Raw genomic sequence first — 15,903 nt, 5'->3', positions numbered from 1 at the left:
TGAATAGTTTTAAGTTTTCGTTTTATAAAATCATTTTGATTGTTAATTAAATGCTAAACGTCGATTTTCTGGTAGTAACTTTTATCCTCACTTTGTCTTATAGGTGAATCAAAAAACAAAAAACCTATGAAATTACTATCAAAATTTATGCTTTTAGCTGTTTTACTGACAACAGCAGTCTCTTGTTCAGACGATGACGATGCACCTGTAGTACCACCACAAGGAGATACACCAAATTTAGTTGAAGCTGCAGAAGCTGCAGACCTTAATCTTTTATTAGATGCAGTGAATGCTGTAGATGGACTTGGCGAAACTTTATTAGGTGAAGAAGCAATCACAGTATTTGCTCCCACAGATGAAGCTTTCGGAGCAGCTTTAGAAAGATTTGAAGCTGAAAATTTAGATGAACTTGTTGCTGCTATTGGAGGAGTTGAAAATCTTGAGATTGTACTTGGATTTCACGTTGTACCTGCAGTTGCTTTTTCAACTGATTTAACTGAAGGCGAACAAACATTCCCTACACTGGCTGGTGACCAGGAAATCACAGTAACCAGATCAGGTAGCAGTGTAACTGTAACAGACTCTGAAGGTACGACAAGAAACGTAGTAACTGCCGATGTGGAAATCGAAAACGGTGTAGTACACGTCATCAATGGCGTTCTTATTCCAGAACTTCCTGAACCACAACCTACCATTGCTGATTTAGCTGTTGGGAATGATGATTTATCAAGCCTGGTAGCTGCCTTGGAATATACGGGTTTAGATGAGGTTGTTGCAGACCCTTCAGCAGACCTGACTGTATTTGCTCCTACAAATGCAGCTTTCGAAACCTTTTTAAATGGAGCTGAATTGACAGATTTACCAGTTGAAGCTGTAACTCAGGTTCTGTTAAATCATGTTTTATCTGGAGCTCAATTTTCTTCGGATCTTGAAACAACTTACACTAATTCTTTGGCAACATATGCTGATACTGAAGATACGTACTTAAGCTTTTATATCAACACAGATGATGGAGTGAGAATAAATGGAGTCTCTTCTGTAACTGGAGCTGATAATGAAGCTTCCAATGGTGTAGTGCATATTGTAGATACGGTTATAGATTTACCAACAGTCGTAACTTTTGCAACAGCAGATCCAAATTTCAATAGTCTTGAAGCAGCATTAACTGCAGATGGTCAGCCAGATTTTGTTGCTACTCTTTCAACTCAGGGTGAAGCACCAGCACCATTTACTGTTTTTGCACCAACAAACGATGCTTTTGATGCATTATTAACTGAATTGGGTGCAAGCGGACTTGGAGATATTCCGGCTGCTACACTTACAGCTGCATTAAATAGTCATGTTGTAGCTGAAGCTAATATAAGATCTACAGATCTTGTAGCTGGGCCTGTAACAACATTAGGTGCTGAACTCCAATTAAGTTTAGACGGTGAAACACCAACTTTAACTGATCCAAATGGAAGGGAAAGCAATATTATTGTAGTTGATGTTCAAGCAGCTAATGGTGTAGTACATGCTATCGATAGAGTTGTTCTACCAGAATTAGAATAATATTTTTATTCATACACAAAAGAAAAGGTTCAACGCAAGTTGAACCTTTTTTTGTTTTATGATAGTAGGTTGACTTAGACATTTAAATGTTTTGGCTTTACACCATATTTTCTAGTATCTTCTTTTGTCAATATTCTATAATCTTCAGTTTTAGTGAGATGTTCCAGCGGTTTTAAAAGATGCTCTGGAAGAGCGGTAAGCTGTCTTGAGCTTAAGTCCAGCCAAGAGCCCATCATTTCACATCTGGCGCAATTTTCTCCTTTTTGATTGTAAATGTTATGTTCAAATTGAAAAAACATACCGTCCTCACTTAGGCCTTTTAGTTCCAGACTTACACTCACATGATCTTCTGGTTTTAACTCTTTGAAGTAAAAAATATGCTCGTAAAAGACAATAGGTCCAAGATTATGCTTAACCAGTTCTTGCTGAGAAAAGCCATTTTCTACAAGAAAAGCCATTCGAGTATGACTCATAAAGTTTTGATAGGATGAGTTAGCCAGATGTCTGTTGGCATCTAGATCGCTCCACCGTATTTCAAATGATTTGGTGTACATTGTTTAAAAGAATTTTGTAATTAAAATAATTGCAGCACTTAAAATTGTTGCCATCAGTACTCCTCTGGCTCTGTAGTCCTGTTTTTTTTTGATAAACACGAAAAAAGGTAAAAAATTTAAGATCGCTCCTAAGGCTATGATAGTTCCTAAAACACCTTCTTCCGAGGCTCTTCCAAGAACGACTTCAAATTCCTTTTGCATCACCAGGCTAATGTATAAAAACATACCTGCTAGATTTGCTGCGATACCTACCAAAAAACCAATGGCAATTTCTTTCTTAATCATGAATGCTCCAGGATTTTAAATCGTTCATAAATTCATGAGCAGTTAAGTCAAATTTTACGGGAACAATTGAAACATAATTATCTTCCAGTGCTTCCACATCAGTGTCATGCCCTTCATCCTGATTCACAAACTCTCCAGAAAGCCAATAGTAATCTCTTCCCTGTGGGCTTTGACGCTTGTCAAACTGCTCCTGCCAGCGAGCATTAGCTTGTCTGCAAACCTTCACTCCTTTCAGTTTTTCATCACTTACTTTTGGAAAATTCACATTCAAAACAACACCTTTGGGCAGTCCGTTTTTGATAACACTTTCTGTAATGCGTTTTACAAACTTTGTAGTATGGTCAAAATTGGCTTCCATTGAATAGTCTAGTAAAGAGAATCCAATCGCTGGAATTCCTTCTACACCAGCTTCTACCGCTGCACTCATGGTTCCTGAATAGATAACGTTGATAGATGAATTTGATCCATGATTAATTCCACTAACACATAAATCTGGCTTGCGTCTTAAAATCTCCTGAGCACCAATTTTGACACAATCTGCTGGAGTTCCAGAACAGGAAAATTCTTTGATTTGAGAATATTTATCGATGGTGACAGGATCGCAATAAAGATTGTCACTTATTGTTATGGCGTGACCCATGCCGCTTTGTGGTCTGTCTGGAGCAACTACTACAACTTCTCCAATAGTGTTCATAATCTTGATAAGATGTCTAATGCCAGGAGCTGTAATTCCATCATCATTAGTAACCAGAATCAGTGGTTTTTCTTCTTTTTGCATTGCTTAAATTTTATAATAGCTAAAATAAACATTTCATGATGTAAAACAGCCAAGAAAGACGTTTAACAAATTATTAGCTAGCTATAAATTATGTGGTATAGTTTTTACTGTAAATTGGAAAATATTACCTTAGTTTTGATTTAATGAACTCTGATACAATGAAACGATACAATTTAAGCAATAATCTAGTTATTTTATTTTTAGTAACTCTCTTTTCAGTTACTTCTTGCAGCTTCACAACCAAAGAATTTGATGAAGATTCTGAAAAAGATGAAGTTCTTATCGAGCTGATTACCTATGTGATTGAGCAAGGTCATTTTGATATGAAAGACATCGACGATGATTTTTCAACAGCTGTTTTTAAAGACTATATTAAAGGTCTGGATCCTATCAAAAGGCATTTTTTGGAAAGTGATTTTAAAGAATTAAAAGCTTTTGAAACCCAAATAGACGATCAGATTAAAAATAAAAATCTGGTATTTTTTGATCTTTCCGTAGAACTTTATAAAAAACGTATGGAAGAAGCTAAAGGTTTTTATGCAGAATTACTGGAAAAACCGTTTGATTTTAATACCGATGAAACCATCAATACCGATTATGATAAAGCAGATTATGCTAAAAACAATAAGGAATTAAAGCAAAGGTGGAGGAAGCAGTTTAAATTCTCTACCCTTTCAACATATCATGATCTCAAAAAGGAACAAGAGCAAAAAAAGGAAGATGGGGAAGATGTTGAAGAAAAATCGGATGAGGAGCTGGAAGCTGAAGCACGCGAAATAACCAGAGAATCCATCGAGAATTACTTTGAAACCATGTCCGATCTGGATAGAGAAGATTGGTTCAGTCTATACATCAATTCCATAGTAAGCCAATTCGATCCTCATACTAATTATCTCGCCCCACAGGATAAAGATAGATTTGATATCTCAATGTCTGGAAAACTGGAAGGAATTGGAGCCAGACTCCAAAAGCAGAGAGATAATGTGAAAATTGTTGAAGTAATTTCTGGAGGCCCAGCCTGGACCAACGGAAAATTGGAAGTTGGAGACCTTATTCAAAAGGTGAAACAAGAAGATGAAGAAGAATCTGTAGATATTCGCGGAATGCGTTTGGATGATGCAGTAGATCTTATAAAAGGTCCTAAAGGTACCCAAGTCACACTTACAGTGAAAAAAGTAGACGGAAGTACTGAAATGATAAGTATAGTTAGAGATGTTGTAGAAATTGAAGAAACTTATGCCAAGTCATCAACTGTAGAAAGAAATGGAGACCTTTTTGGAGTCATTAATCTCCCTAAGTTTTACTTTGATATGCAAAACTACAATGAAAGAAATGCTGCTTCAGATATCAAAAAAGAATTAGAAAGACTCAATGAAATTGGAGCGGAAGGTTTAGTCATTGACTTAAGAAACAACGGTGGTGGATCTCTGTCTACGGTTGTGGATATTGCTGGTTTTTTCATTGAAAAAGGCCCAATTGTACAAGTGAGAGATGCTAAAAATAATACAGAGGTCTTAAAAGACAAAGACTCCGATGTGGTCTGGGATAAGCCACTTGTGATACTTGTGAATGAACTTTCTGCATCAGCATCTGAAATACTTGCAGCGGCAATGCAAGATTATGAGAGAGCAGTTGTGCTGGGAAGTAAACAAACCTATGGTAAAGGTACTGTCCAAAATGTAGTAGATCTGAATCGCTGGATGAGAAATAGCTCTTTTGGTGATATGGGAGCACTCAAGATTACAACTCAGAAATTTTATAGGATAAACGGAGGCTCAACTCAACTAAAGGGGGTAGAAAGTGATGTTGCTGTTCCAGATAGATATTCTTACATAGACATTGGTGAGAGAGATTATGAAAATCCAATGCCTTGGGATAAGATTGCTCCTGCAAATTATAAAGTGTGGAAAGGTTATTCAAACCTAGATGAGGTTATAGCAAATAGTCAAAAGCGACTTAGTAACAACGCCCAGCTTCAGTTGATCGATGAAAATGCGAAATGGATCAAGACTCAAAGAGATCAAAATAGCTATAGTTTAAGTTATGAAGGTTATAATGAGGAAATGACTAAAGTCGAAACTATGGCAAAAAAGTTTGACGGAATCAATAAATTCAAAACTGATTTGACTTACAAGTCTTTACCTTATGAAGAATCGCTCATGCAAAATGATTCTTCACTTACTCAAAAAAGACAAAGATGGCATGAAAGCTTATCCAAAGATGTGTATGTGGAAGAAGCTATACACGTTTTACAGGATTTAAAAGTGGACAGAAGTTCAATTAAGCTTGCAGCAAGAAAGAACTAACATTTTGTAAACTCAAAACATTTGAAAGAACATACTTCTTTACAAAGTTTAGCGCTCCAAAAGTTTAAAAAAAACCTTTGGGGCGTTTTAAGTTTCTGGTACATCCTCCTGTGTTTGTTCGTTGGAATATTTGCTTATTTTCTGGCTCCAGACGATTCTGAAAATGCCAATTCTATGGCGCTAAGTATTCATTCCAAGCCACCAGGATTTTCGGTTCAGGTACTAGAACTTCCCAACCAGAATGAACAAGGCCAGCCCTGGTGGTCGCAATCCTTTTTTGGAAAAGAATCCTCCAATGAGCTTATTCCAATCGAATCCTTCAGAATTGAAAACGGAATACTCTATTACCAAGAGTATGGAGTCAATGATCCAGCACTTGAGAACGAGCTTGATCTTTCAGACTATGCGTCAGGATTTGCTTCAGAAAATACTTATAACAAAACCTACTGGCTAGGTACGGATAAGTACGGTCGGGATTTATTGAGCAGAATGTTGATCGGCCTTCGGATTTCCTTTTCGGTAGGATTTATATCTGTATTTATATCCTTATTGCTGGGCTTGTTTTTAGGATCCATTTCAGGGTATTATGGTGGTAAAATTGACGCAGCGGTGATGTGGCTCATCAACGTGACCTGGTCCATACCCACCTTACTTCTGGTGATTGCTATCACCTTAGCCTTAGGTAAAGGCTTCTGGCAGGTCTTTATTGCAGTGGGTTTGACGATGTGGGTAGAGGTGGCCAGAGTGGTGAGGGGTCAAATTATGAGTGTGAAGTCTTTGCAGTATGTCACCGCAGCTAGAGCTTTGGGCTTTAAAAACCCAAGGATAATCATCAGACACATTTTGCCAAATATTCTGGCGCCTGTGATCGTTATTTCTGCGGCCAATTTTGCAGCAGCTATTTTGATAGAAAGTGGCCTTAGCTTTTTAGGTATAGGAGCTCAGCCACCCACTCCAAGTTGGGGTGCGATGATCAAAGACCACTACAGCTACATCATCTTGGGTAAAGCTTATCTGGCCATCATCCCAGGAATTGGCATTATGAGTTTGGTAATGGCTTTTATGCTGATAGGTAACGCCCTGCGCGATGCCCTTGATGTGAAAAGTTAATACATATTTTTAAGCCTGTGGAAAAGTCATTTTCTTTTCCAAATTCTAAAAATTGTTTGTTTAGATAGATCTTAAGTTGTTCTAATAAGCTTTCATTGAGTTTTTTAGCAAACCTAAATTAATCTAATTCCTCACCTTCAGTTGGAGTTCTAAACCAAGCTGGATAATAAAGCTAATGAAAGCATTAAGAAATGTATCTCAAGGCGTAAAATCCATCGAACACAAATTCAATTTAAACAACCTGTCTTGACTTCATAGTATAACTTTAGTCGTTGAGTTTTAAAACCGCCATAAAGGCTTCTTGAGGAATCTCGACATTGCCGACCTGGCGCATACGTTTTTTACCTTTCTTCTGCTTTTCCAAAAGCTTACGCTTTCTGGAAATATCACCTCCATAACATTTGGCGGTGACATCCTTTCTCAAGGCTTTTACCGTTTCTCTGGCGATAATTTTGGCTCCAATGGCTGCCTGTATAGGAATGTCAAATTGCTGCCTAGGGATGAGTTCTTTCAGTTTTTCACAGATTTTCTTACCGATGTCGTAAGCATTGTCCACGTGAAGTAATGCAGAGAGGGCATCCACTGTATTTCCGTTAAGCAGGACATCCACTTTTACCAGTTTGGATTTACGCATACCAATGGGTGAATAATCAAATGAGGCATAACCTTTAGAAACGGTCTTTAATCGGTCATAGAAATCGAACACAATTTCAGCAAGAGGCATGTCAAAACTCAACTCCACGCGATCCTGAGTTAAATAGGTCTGATTCGTAATTTGGCCTCGTTTCTCAATACAAAGCGACATCACCGGACCTACAAAATCGGATTTGGTGATGATACTGGCTTTGATATATGGCTCCTCTACACGGTCTAGGTAAGTCGGCTCGGGTAAATCGGTAGGATTGCTTACCACAATTGGTTTTTCCTTGTCCTTAAGTGTGTAAGCGTTGTAAGACACGTTGGGCACCGTCGTGATGACTGTCATGTCAAACTCTCTCTCGAGACGTTCCTGGATAATTTCAAGGTGAAGCATGCCCAGGAAGCCGCATCTAAACCCAAAGCCAAGTGCTGCAGAACTTTCGGGGACAAAAACCAAAGAGGCATCGTTCAGTTGGAGTTTCTCCATGGCCGTTCTTAGGTCTTCATATTCGTCGGTTTCAACAGGGTAAATACCAGCAAAAACCATGGGTTTGACGTCTTCAAAACCTGCAACGGCATTTTTGGTAGGATTTTCTGCATCGGTAATGGTATCCCCAACTTTCACTTCTTTGGCATTTTTGATGCCTGTGATGAGGTAACCCACGTCGCCAGCCTGTATTTCTTTTTTCGGAAACTGAACCAATTTCAGCGTACCAACTTCATCTGCAGAGTAATTCTTGTCTGTAGCGACAAATTTTATGTTCTGACCTTTTTTGATACTGCCATCAAAAACTCTAAAGTAAGTCTCGATTCCGCGGAAGGGATTGTATACCGAGTCAAATACCAAAGCTCTTAGCGGAGCATCCGGATCTCCGCTTGGTGCAGGAACTCGTTCTACTATGGCATTGAGGATTTCTTCTATGCCAATTCCTTCTTTGGCACTGGCTCTTATCACATCTTCACGAGCACAACCGATTAAGTCGACGATATCGTCTGTTACTTCATCTGGATTGGCGCTGGGAAGGTCTACTTTATTAAGGACAGGAATGATTTCCAAATCATTTTCCAGTGCAAGGTATAAATTCGAAATGGTTTGTGCCTGTATGCTTTGCGCTGCATCTACAATCAATAAGGCGCCTTCGCAGGCCGCAATAGATCTGGATACTTCGTATGAAAAATCGACGTGGCCCGGAGTGTCGATAAGATTGAAGACATAATCTTCACCTTTATAATCGTAAACCATCTGGATGGCGTGACTTTTTATAGTGATGCCGCGTTCGCGTTCCAAATCCATATTGTCCAGAAGCTGCTCTTTGCGTTCGCGTTCGGTTACAGATTTGGTAAAATCCAGTAAACGATCGGCAAGCGTGCTTTTACCGTGGTCAATATGAGCAATGATGCAAAAATTTCGAATATTCTTCATAGTCCGTTTTTCCTAATCTGAAGTTCGAGTCACTTCAGAATTTAATACGGCAAATATACAGGAATTGTTTGGCTTAAAAGAAGTATCTGAAGCACTGTTAAAAGCTTTATGTGATTTGTTTATAATTCCCTAATTTTGCAATAAAAAGTTGTGGCTAAGATAGATAACATAGACCTCGGTGAATTTCCGCTTCTTCTTGCTCCTATGGAAGATGTAAGTGATCCCCCTTTTCGTGCCTTGTGCAAGGAATACGGGGCCGACATGGTATATACAGAATTCATTTCTTCGGAAGGATTGATTCGCGATGCTGCGAAAAGCGTAATGAAGCTGGACATCTATGAGAAAGAAAGACCGGTAGGTATTCAAATATTCGGTGCGAATCTGGAGTCAATGTTGCGTTCTGTAGAGATTGTTGAGAAGACCAAACCTGACATCATCGATATCAATTTTGGCTGCCCGGTGAAGAAAGTCGTCTCCAAAGGTGCTGGTGCAGGTATTCTAAAAGACGTCGACCTCATGGTGAAACTCACAGAGGCCATGGTCAAAAAAACCAATCTTCCTATCACCGTTAAAACCCGTTTGGGCTGGGATCACGATTCTATTAAAATCTATGAAGTAGCCGAGCGACTGCAAGATGTGGGTTGTAAAGCAATTTCCATCCACGGACGGACGAGAGCGCAAATGTATAAAGGTGAAGCCGACTGGAAGCCTATTGCCGAAGTGAAAAACAACCCAAGAATGCACATTCCTGTGTTTGGGAATGGAGACGTAGACACGCCAGAAAAAGCTGTGCTCATGAGAGATGAATACGGTCTGGATGGTGCTATGATAGGCAGAGCTAGCATAGGGTCGCCCTGGTTTTTTAAAGCGGTGAAGCATTATTTTGAAACTGGAACGCATTGCGAGCCACCATCTCTTGTAGAGCGAGTGGACATCGCAAGACGCCATCTTCAAATGTCGATCGACTGGAAAGGGGAAAAGCTTGGTGTATTTGAAACCCGTAGACATTATACCAATTACTTCAAAGGCATACCCCACTTTAAGGAATATCGAATGAAGATGGTCACCTCAGACCATGCTAAAGATGTTTTTGCTACATTTGATGAGGTGGAAGACAAGTTTGCAGATTATGAGTTTGTGGAGTAAATATTCGTTTCGAATTTATTCTGAATTTAATTCCGTTCACTTAAATTTTTACACATGAAATTTAATGTTATAGTCATCTTCATGACGATGCTTGGCTTTACGACACAAGCCCAAAGTTTTGATGATAAAGCCCATCAAATTTTGAAAAACTTCTTAATTGAATATCCCAATCAGACCCAATTTTCTGTTGCGATAATCGATGCAGATAAAACCCATTATTATGGTCAGGTTAAAGTTTCAGATACCATAAAACAGTTGGATAATAGTAATTCTGTTTTTCAAATCGGTTCTGTAACCAAGGTGTTTACATCTACACTACTGGCCAGGTTAGTTATAGATAAACAAGTAAAACTTACAGATACACTGCAGAAATTTTTCCAGTTCCCACTGATGGAAAATGCAATTACTTTAGAAGAATTATCCAACCACACCTCAGGTTTGCCAAGACTCCCTTCAAATTTGAATTTGGCAACTGTAAACATTGAAAATCCTTACAAATCTTACGCAGAGGCAGATTTAGAATATTATATGTCGACTGAAATGGAAGTTTCAAAAAGCAAATCAAATTCTTATCAATATTCTAATTTAGGAGCAGGAATTCTTGCTAAAGCCTTAGAAAATCTAACGGATAAAACCTATCTGGAATTGCTTTCAGAAGAACTTTTTCATCCGTTGGATATGAATCAGTCAACATTAGTGAGTAAAACATTTGATAAAAATTTGGTACAAGGTTTAAACCCAGAAGGCAAGCCAACACCAGTCTGGGAAATGGGAGAGTTTAAAGGGGCAGGGGAAATCCTGTCCACAACCAATGATTTATCCAAATTTGTAAAAGCTCATTTTGGAGATCAGGAAGATGCTTTTGCTTTGACGACCCTGCCTACTTTTTTGGTTAACGATAACTTACGTATCGGATTAGGCTGGCATATATTAGAAGATGAAAGCGGTTATGATTTGTATTGGCACAATGGAGGAACTGGTGGCTACTCTGCTTCCGTCTATATGGTCCCAGAGACCCGGAAAGCAGTCATTGTGTTGACTAACGTGTCTGGTTTTCACCCCAAAACTTCTAATGTAGATGCAATGGGCTATGAACTCTTAAGTATGTTCTGAAATTCCTTTAAATTTATAAGTCTAAAACAGTTTAATAGCTAGGTTAACCTATTAACTTCATATATAATATTTTTAGAATTAAATAATTCAATTATATTGCACCTATATTTACCAGTCCATTTTGATTCGGAACACCTTCATCCTGTTTAACTTAGTCTCAAAATGAAAATATCATGATTCGTAATTACTACAATGAAAAGTGGAAGGACATTGTATTCGATGATAAAATTGCCGAATACGAAAAGTATAAAATTTCCAATTACGGAAGAATCTTAAACTGTAAAGGGCCAGAAGAGGTGCTCGTTAAAGAATCTTTTATTAATGGATATCAAACCCTGCCCTTAAAGCAAGAAATCAATAAGAAATCTACCAGCCGTTATGTGCATAAACTGGTAGCAGAACATTTCCTGGAAAGAGGAGATGGAATCTACGTGATTCACCTTAACTACGACAAAAAGGATAACAAAGTCGAAAACCTGAAATGGGCTACCAAAAAGGAAAAAGAGGTACATCAATTCAGCAATCCTGACTACATAAATCGACCAAAGAAACGAACCTATTCTAAACTTACGGAGTCACAAGTAAGGTTGATTAAGCGAAAGATTCACGATCCGAATCGTCGTACTCGGATGAAGATGATCGCCAAGCAATTTGGTATTTCTGAAATGCAGCTTTATCGCATCAAAAGTGGTGAAAACTGGGGATCTATCACGGATTATTAGGGTTTATCTAAAGTCAAACTCAACCCACACAGGAACATGATCTGAAATTTTTCTAGCAGATTTTAAATCGGGGAAGAATTCATAAAATGAATAAATTCCACTTTCTAAAATCATAAAAGCATTAGTGTCTACAAATGCATTGTCATACTCTGATGCCAGGCATTCACCAGCTTTGCATTTCATTTTGAGTGTGGTTTTTTGTTTGACCAGGGCAGGTACAAATCCCATAGATTTTAGTGGGTTGAAAACTGTATGAGATTGTGGTAAGTTAAAATCCCCGAGGAAAATAAAGTTTTCTTCAGGATACAGGTTTGGATATAATTTTAAATGCTTCAGTTCTTTTTCGGGCTGTTTAGACTTTGGTAAGGCGTGAATATTTACCAGAGTAAAGATTTCACCCTTGTACTTGAAGGTTATAAAATAAGGTTCGCGTTCAAAATCTTCAATGCAATCTAGGTCAAGCCATGCTTTTTTATGTAACTTTAATCGACTAGGTTTCCATAAATAAGCATAGCGCTCAGAGCTGTAGGTTCCACCTTCCGTAGGTTCGCTTACGGTATAATCCCATTTGGACCCAGTTCTGTTCAGTTCGTCTGCAAGCCTGGCAACAGCCTGAGCGCCACCACTCCCAGCAACAACTTCCTGTATGGCAATGACATCATAATTTCTCATGGTTTTCGCCATAAAAGCAATAGATTCCCCAGATTTTGACTTTCCCATATGCCTGATGTTCCAGGAAGCCAGTTTGACCTGGCAAAAGGCTAGGTTGCTAAACAGAAGAACCGAATAGCAAATTAGAGTGGATAGATTTTTTTTCAAAGTCAATTGAATTAATTTTAGTATTGCCCAAAGGTATTTTAATTTTGAGCTTTTAAGACAATCAAAAAAACAAAAGCTTCTGAAAGATATGAAAGTCTTATATCAAAACTGATAAGCTTTATTCAGAACTCTATTCAAAGCACTTTACTAAACATTACAAAGGGAAGCCAACCAAAAAATATTTGAAACTAAAGAAGCAAATTCAAGAAGCTGAAAGTATACCTTATGAAGATGTAGAGCAATTTATGATGGTTTAAATATTAAAAGGCTAAATTGTGATTTATAACCTAAAACAAACTATTATGAAAAAATTATTTAAAAAAAGCTTAATTATAATGTTGTTCATTAGCTTACTATCTTTCAGTCAAGATAGAGTGAACTCAATACCTGATTTGGATATTGGCGAATTCAATTTATGGATAAAGGGAGAGAGTTTTAAAGGATATAATTATGACAATAAAACTAAAAATTGGACTGAAAGAATTGGATATTTGAAACTAGGAGAAAAGGAAACTTTCATTGAGATTAATGAAAAGTATGATAAAATTGAAGAAGCAAAAAGCATGACAAGCCAGAATGTTATTCAATTAGGATTAATTCCTATAAAATATTTAAATGAATCTTTTGTCGGTTTAGCCCTTGAAAAATTCACTGGGAGATATAGGTATCCAGCTATTAAAGAGGATTGGATAATAAAAAGAAGTTATTATGTTTATATTTTCGAGTTTGAAGAGTTTGAGAAAATATTTAATCTTAGAGAAAGTACATCAATATTAAAAAGTGTATTTGGAACTTACGGAGATCCCGTGCAAAGTGATTTAAAATTTCAATCTACATTTGAAAACTTGTTGTTTTTATTTGAAAAGTCTAAATTTTATGAAAAAGACCAAATCTTTAAAATAGAAAAAACAATCAGTAATAACTCTGAAGTGTTTAGATTTTTAATTCCTGATAAAAGAAGTACAGTAAATAGTTACAATTTTGAAGAAAATTATTTTGAAATTCCTTTTGAAAATTTAAACGAACTTAAAACTATCTACGAAAATAAAATTAAAGATTAATGAATTTTTAAAAACAAGACCTGAACTAAAGACTGGTTAAACCCAGTCTTTTTTGATTTAAAAAACAACCCTTATTTGCGTTTTGTGATACAAATGTGTTACAACTACAAACAAAAAAAGCCCTACATTTCTGTAAGGCTTTGATTTTACTAGTGGTCCCACTTGGACTCGAACCAAGGGCCACCTGATTATGAGTCAGGTGCTCTAACCAGCTGAGCTATGGGACCGATGCTGATTGTTTTGGACGGCAAAAATAAGTATAAGTTTATTATCAGCCAAAATAATTGTTGAATTAAAATTAACTTTAATCTTCACACAATTCAATCAAAACACCATGACTGCTTTTAGGATGCATAAATACTATTGATTTATCATCTGCACCGGCTTTGGGTTCATCACTAAGTAGCTGAAAGCCTTCTTTTTGAAGTCTGTTCATTTCAGACTTAAGGTCATCTACGTAAAAGGCGATGTGATGAATCCCCTGCTTTTGTTTTTTTAAATAGTTTCCTACCGGACTATCTTCCCGAGTAGCACCAAGCAGCTCAATTTTGCTTTCACCACATTCAAAGAAAACGGTTTTAACACCTTCTCGCTCCACTGTTTCTGTTTTATAAGGTGCTGCTTTAAATAAAATCTCGTAAGTTTTAGTTGCTTCCTCTAGGTCATTGACGGCAATACCGATATGTTCAATTTTTTTAATCATAAGTATAGTCACAAAATTTCACTACAAAACTAGCATTTATATATTTATTCTAACTTTGCAATATGGAATCAAATAGACAAAAGAAAATTGCTGGAATCCTTCAAAAAGATTTAGCTGAAGTCATACAGCTTGAGCTAAAGGCTGCCGGGACTCAAAATTTAATCATTTCTGTTACCAAAGTGAGAGTGACTCCAGATTTGCTTCAAGCTAAAGCACACTTGAGCATTTTTCCATCAGAAAAATCAGAGCAAATTGTTGAAGAAATCAGAGCAGCAAAATCTAAAATTAAACACGAAGTCGCTCAAAGGACCAAAAACCAACTGCGGCGTATGCCAGAGCTTTCTTTTTTTAATGATGATTCTATAGAATATATCAACGATTTGGAACAAGCCTTCAAAGGAAAAAATGATCCTATAAAAAACCCAGATTTACTAGACAAGCGTAAGAAAAATTGAATGTATCGTTTTACATCGCAAAGCGTTATTTCTTTTCCAAAAGTTCCAATACGGCCATCAATATCATCACATGGATTGCTTCTATTGGGGTGATTGCAGGTGCTTTGTCACTATTCGTAGTTTTATCCGCATTTGCCGGTTTAAAAGAATTTAGTTTATCGTTTACCAATAAATTTGATCCAGATCTTAAAGTTGTTCCGGCTTCCGGAAAATTTTTTCAAGTAGATTCTATACAAAAAGAAAAACTCAAAACTCATAAGGATATTGCTTTGTATGCTGAAGTGATAGAAGAACGCGTTTTGCTAAGCTTCAATAACAAAAATACACCTGCTTACATCAAAGGGGTGGACACTACTTTTCAAACAATAAATGATATCCAGAATGCCGTGTTTCTGGGACAGTGGCTGGAAGACAACGCGAATCAAGTTGTGCTTGGGAATGACTTGTCACGTAAACTTTCAGTAGGAGTTCGGGATTATTCTGGGTTTTTGAGCCTTTATGTTCCTAAACCTGGTAAAGGACAAATCCTTGATGTGAAAGATGCGTTCAGGACTGGTAATGGAACAGTAGTAGGCATCTATTCTATCAATGAAGAACTGGATAAAAAATTTGCTTTTACCGATATTGGCTTTGCAAGAACTTTGCTACAACTTAAAACCAATGAGGTATCTGCATTGGAAGTGAAAGTCGCACCTTCTGCAGACTTAAACTCAGTTAAAAAAGATTTGAAAAGTATTTTTGATCAGCAGGTCGATGTGAAAGATCGAATACAGTTAAATGACAGTCTCTACAAAATGTTGAATACGGAAAACCTTGCTGTCTATTTGATTTTCACTTTGGTGATTATTATTGCGTTATTCAATGTCATAGGTTCTATTATTATGGCCGTTTTAGAGAAGCAACAAAATTCAAAAACGCTGTTGAATTTGGGGCTTACTAAAGTTGAAATCCAGCGCATATTTTTCTTTCAAGGGGGGTTGATGAGTATAGCGGGAGGGATAGTTGGTCTTTTGCTCGGGATACTTTTGGTTTTATCTCAGCTTCAATTGGAGTGGATCATGATAACACCAAGTTTAGCTTATCCTGTAAAACTAGAATGGATCAATATTTTGATTGTTTTTATAACCATTTCAGGATTAGGCTTTTTAGCCTCTTATATTTCTTCTCAAAGCGTCAAGCGTTCTCTTCATTAACTTTTGCCGTTTTTTTTTAAGTTGCTAAATTAAAGTGGCTTAAAC

The 15,903-nt window shown here is 37.2% G+C and carries 15 protein-coding genes and 1 tRNA gene; 9 read left to right on the top strand and 7 right to left on the bottom strand.

What is annotated here, in order from left to right:
• Positions 1-126: 126 nt before the first annotated feature.
• Entirely contained in the window at positions 127-1,551 is a 1,425-nt protein-coding gene (locus LB454_RS06330) for a fasciclin domain-containing protein (RefSeq protein ID WP_224463765.1), read from the top strand.
• 74 nt (positions 1,552-1,625) lie between these two features.
• Here LB454_RS06330 and LB454_RS06325 read toward each other — a convergent pair whose 3' ends face one another.
• Genes LB454_RS06325 through surE form a run of 3 tightly spaced genes read right to left on the bottom strand, consistent with a single transcriptional unit; the run spans position 1,626 to position 3,168 of the window.
• A complete protein-coding gene (locus LB454_RS06325) occupies positions 1,626-2,105 on the bottom strand; it encodes an acyl-CoA thioesterase (RefSeq protein ID WP_224463764.1) in 480 nt (159 codons plus the stop codon).
• A gap of 3 nt (positions 2,106-2,108) precedes the next feature.
• Positions 2,109-2,390, bottom strand: a complete 282-nt coding sequence (locus LB454_RS06320; protein ID WP_224463763.1) for a hypothetical protein — start codon at positions 2,388-2,390, stop codon at positions 2,109-2,111.
• A complete protein-coding gene (surE, locus tag LB454_RS06315; RefSeq protein ID WP_224463762.1) occupies positions 2,383-3,168 on the bottom strand; it encodes a 5'/3'-nucleotidase SurE in 786 nt (261 codons plus the stop codon). Before surE ends, LB454_RS06320 begins: the two co-directional genes overlap by 8 nt.
• 158 nt (positions 3,169-3,326) lie before the next feature.
• Here surE and LB454_RS06310 point away from each other — a divergent pair, with 158 nt between their 5' ends.
• A complete protein-coding gene (locus tag LB454_RS06310; protein ID WP_224463761.1) occupies positions 3,327-5,474 on the top strand; it encodes a carboxy terminal-processing peptidase in 2,148 nt (715 codons plus the stop codon).
• Between the two features lie 21 nt (positions 5,475-5,495).
• Positions 5,496-6,584, top strand: coding sequence for an ABC transporter permease (locus tag LB454_RS06305; protein WP_224463760.1), 1,089 nt, complete (start codon positions 5,496-5,498; stop codon positions 6,582-6,584).
• Positions 6,585-6,849: 265 nt separating this feature from the next.
• Here the strand turns inward: LB454_RS06305 and lepA are convergent, their stop codons facing one another.
• The gene (lepA, locus tag LB454_RS06300) at positions 6,850-8,646 is read right to left on the bottom strand and encodes a translation elongation factor 4 (RefSeq protein WP_224463759.1); all 1,797 of its coding nucleotides are present in this window, start codon (positions 8,644-8,646) and stop codon (positions 6,850-6,852) included.
• A 150-nt stretch (positions 8,647-8,796) separates the two neighbouring features.
• Between lepA and dusB the strand changes: the two genes are divergently transcribed.
• The 3 genes from dusB to LB454_RS06285 all read left to right on the top strand — a co-directional run bounded on the left by dusB (position 8,797) and on the right by LB454_RS06285 (position 11,627).
• The gene (gene dusB / locus LB454_RS06295; protein WP_224463758.1) at positions 8,797-9,792 is read left to right on the top strand and encodes a tRNA dihydrouridine synthase DusB; all 996 of its coding nucleotides are present in this window, start codon (positions 8,797-8,799) and stop codon (positions 9,790-9,792) included.
• A gap of 54 nt (positions 9,793-9,846) precedes the next feature.
• The gene (locus LB454_RS06290; protein WP_224463757.1) at positions 9,847-10,905 is read left to right on the top strand and encodes a serine hydrolase domain-containing protein; all 1,059 of its coding nucleotides are present in this window, start codon (positions 9,847-9,849) and stop codon (positions 10,903-10,905) included.
• 173 nt (positions 10,906-11,078) lie between these two features.
• The gene (locus LB454_RS06285; protein ID WP_224463756.1) at positions 11,079-11,627 is read left to right on the top strand and encodes an NUMOD4 domain-containing protein; all 549 of its coding nucleotides are present in this window, start codon (positions 11,079-11,081) and stop codon (positions 11,625-11,627) included.
• Positions 11,628-11,630: 3 nt separating this feature from the next.
• Here the strand turns inward: LB454_RS06285 and LB454_RS06280 are convergent, their stop codons facing one another.
• Positions 11,631-12,446 (bottom strand): endonuclease/exonuclease/phosphatase family protein, encoded by an 816-nt coding sequence (locus LB454_RS06280; RefSeq protein ID WP_224463755.1) that lies wholly within the window; start codon positions 12,444-12,446, stop codon positions 11,631-11,633.
• 302 nt (positions 12,447-12,748) lie between these two features.
• Here LB454_RS06280 and LB454_RS06275 point away from each other — a divergent pair, with 302 nt between their 5' ends.
• Positions 12,749-13,507 (top strand): hypothetical protein, encoded by a 759-nt coding sequence (locus LB454_RS06275; RefSeq protein ID WP_224463754.1) that lies wholly within the window; start codon positions 12,749-12,751, stop codon positions 13,505-13,507.
• A 153-nt stretch (positions 13,508-13,660) separates the two neighbouring features.
• Here LB454_RS06275 and LB454_RS06270 read toward each other — a convergent pair.
• A tRNA-Ile gene (locus tag LB454_RS06270) sits at positions 13,661-13,734 on the bottom strand.
• Positions 13,735-13,811: 77 nt separating this feature from the next.
• Positions 13,812-14,210 carry a methylmalonyl-CoA epimerase gene (gene mce, locus LB454_RS06265; protein ID WP_224463753.1) on the bottom strand — a complete coding sequence of 133 codons (399 nt, stop codon included), beginning with the start codon at positions 14,208-14,210 and terminating at the stop codon, positions 13,812-13,814.
• Between the two features lie 62 nt (positions 14,211-14,272).
• Between mce and rbfA the strand changes: the two genes are divergently transcribed.
• Together rbfA and LB454_RS06255 are read left to right on the top strand one after the other, a co-directional pair.
• Entirely contained in the window at positions 14,273-14,665 is a 393-nt protein-coding gene (rbfA, locus tag LB454_RS06260) for a 30S ribosome-binding factor RbfA (protein WP_224453382.1), read from the top strand.
• A complete protein-coding gene (locus LB454_RS06255) occupies positions 14,662-15,858 on the top strand; it encodes an ABC transporter permease (RefSeq protein WP_224463752.1) in 1,197 nt (398 codons plus the stop codon). Before rbfA ends, LB454_RS06255 begins: the two co-directional genes overlap by 4 nt.
• The last annotated feature ends 45 nt before the right edge of the window (positions 15,859-15,903 follow it).

This window comes from Psychroflexus montanilacus (genome assembly GCF_020164535.1).
Classification (GTDB): Bacteria; Bacteroidota; Bacteroidia; order Flavobacteriales; family Flavobacteriaceae; genus Psychroflexus; species Psychroflexus montanilacus.
The sequence above is the reverse complement of the archived record's forward strand: the minus strand, read 5'-3'. Positions and strand labels throughout refer to the sequence as shown.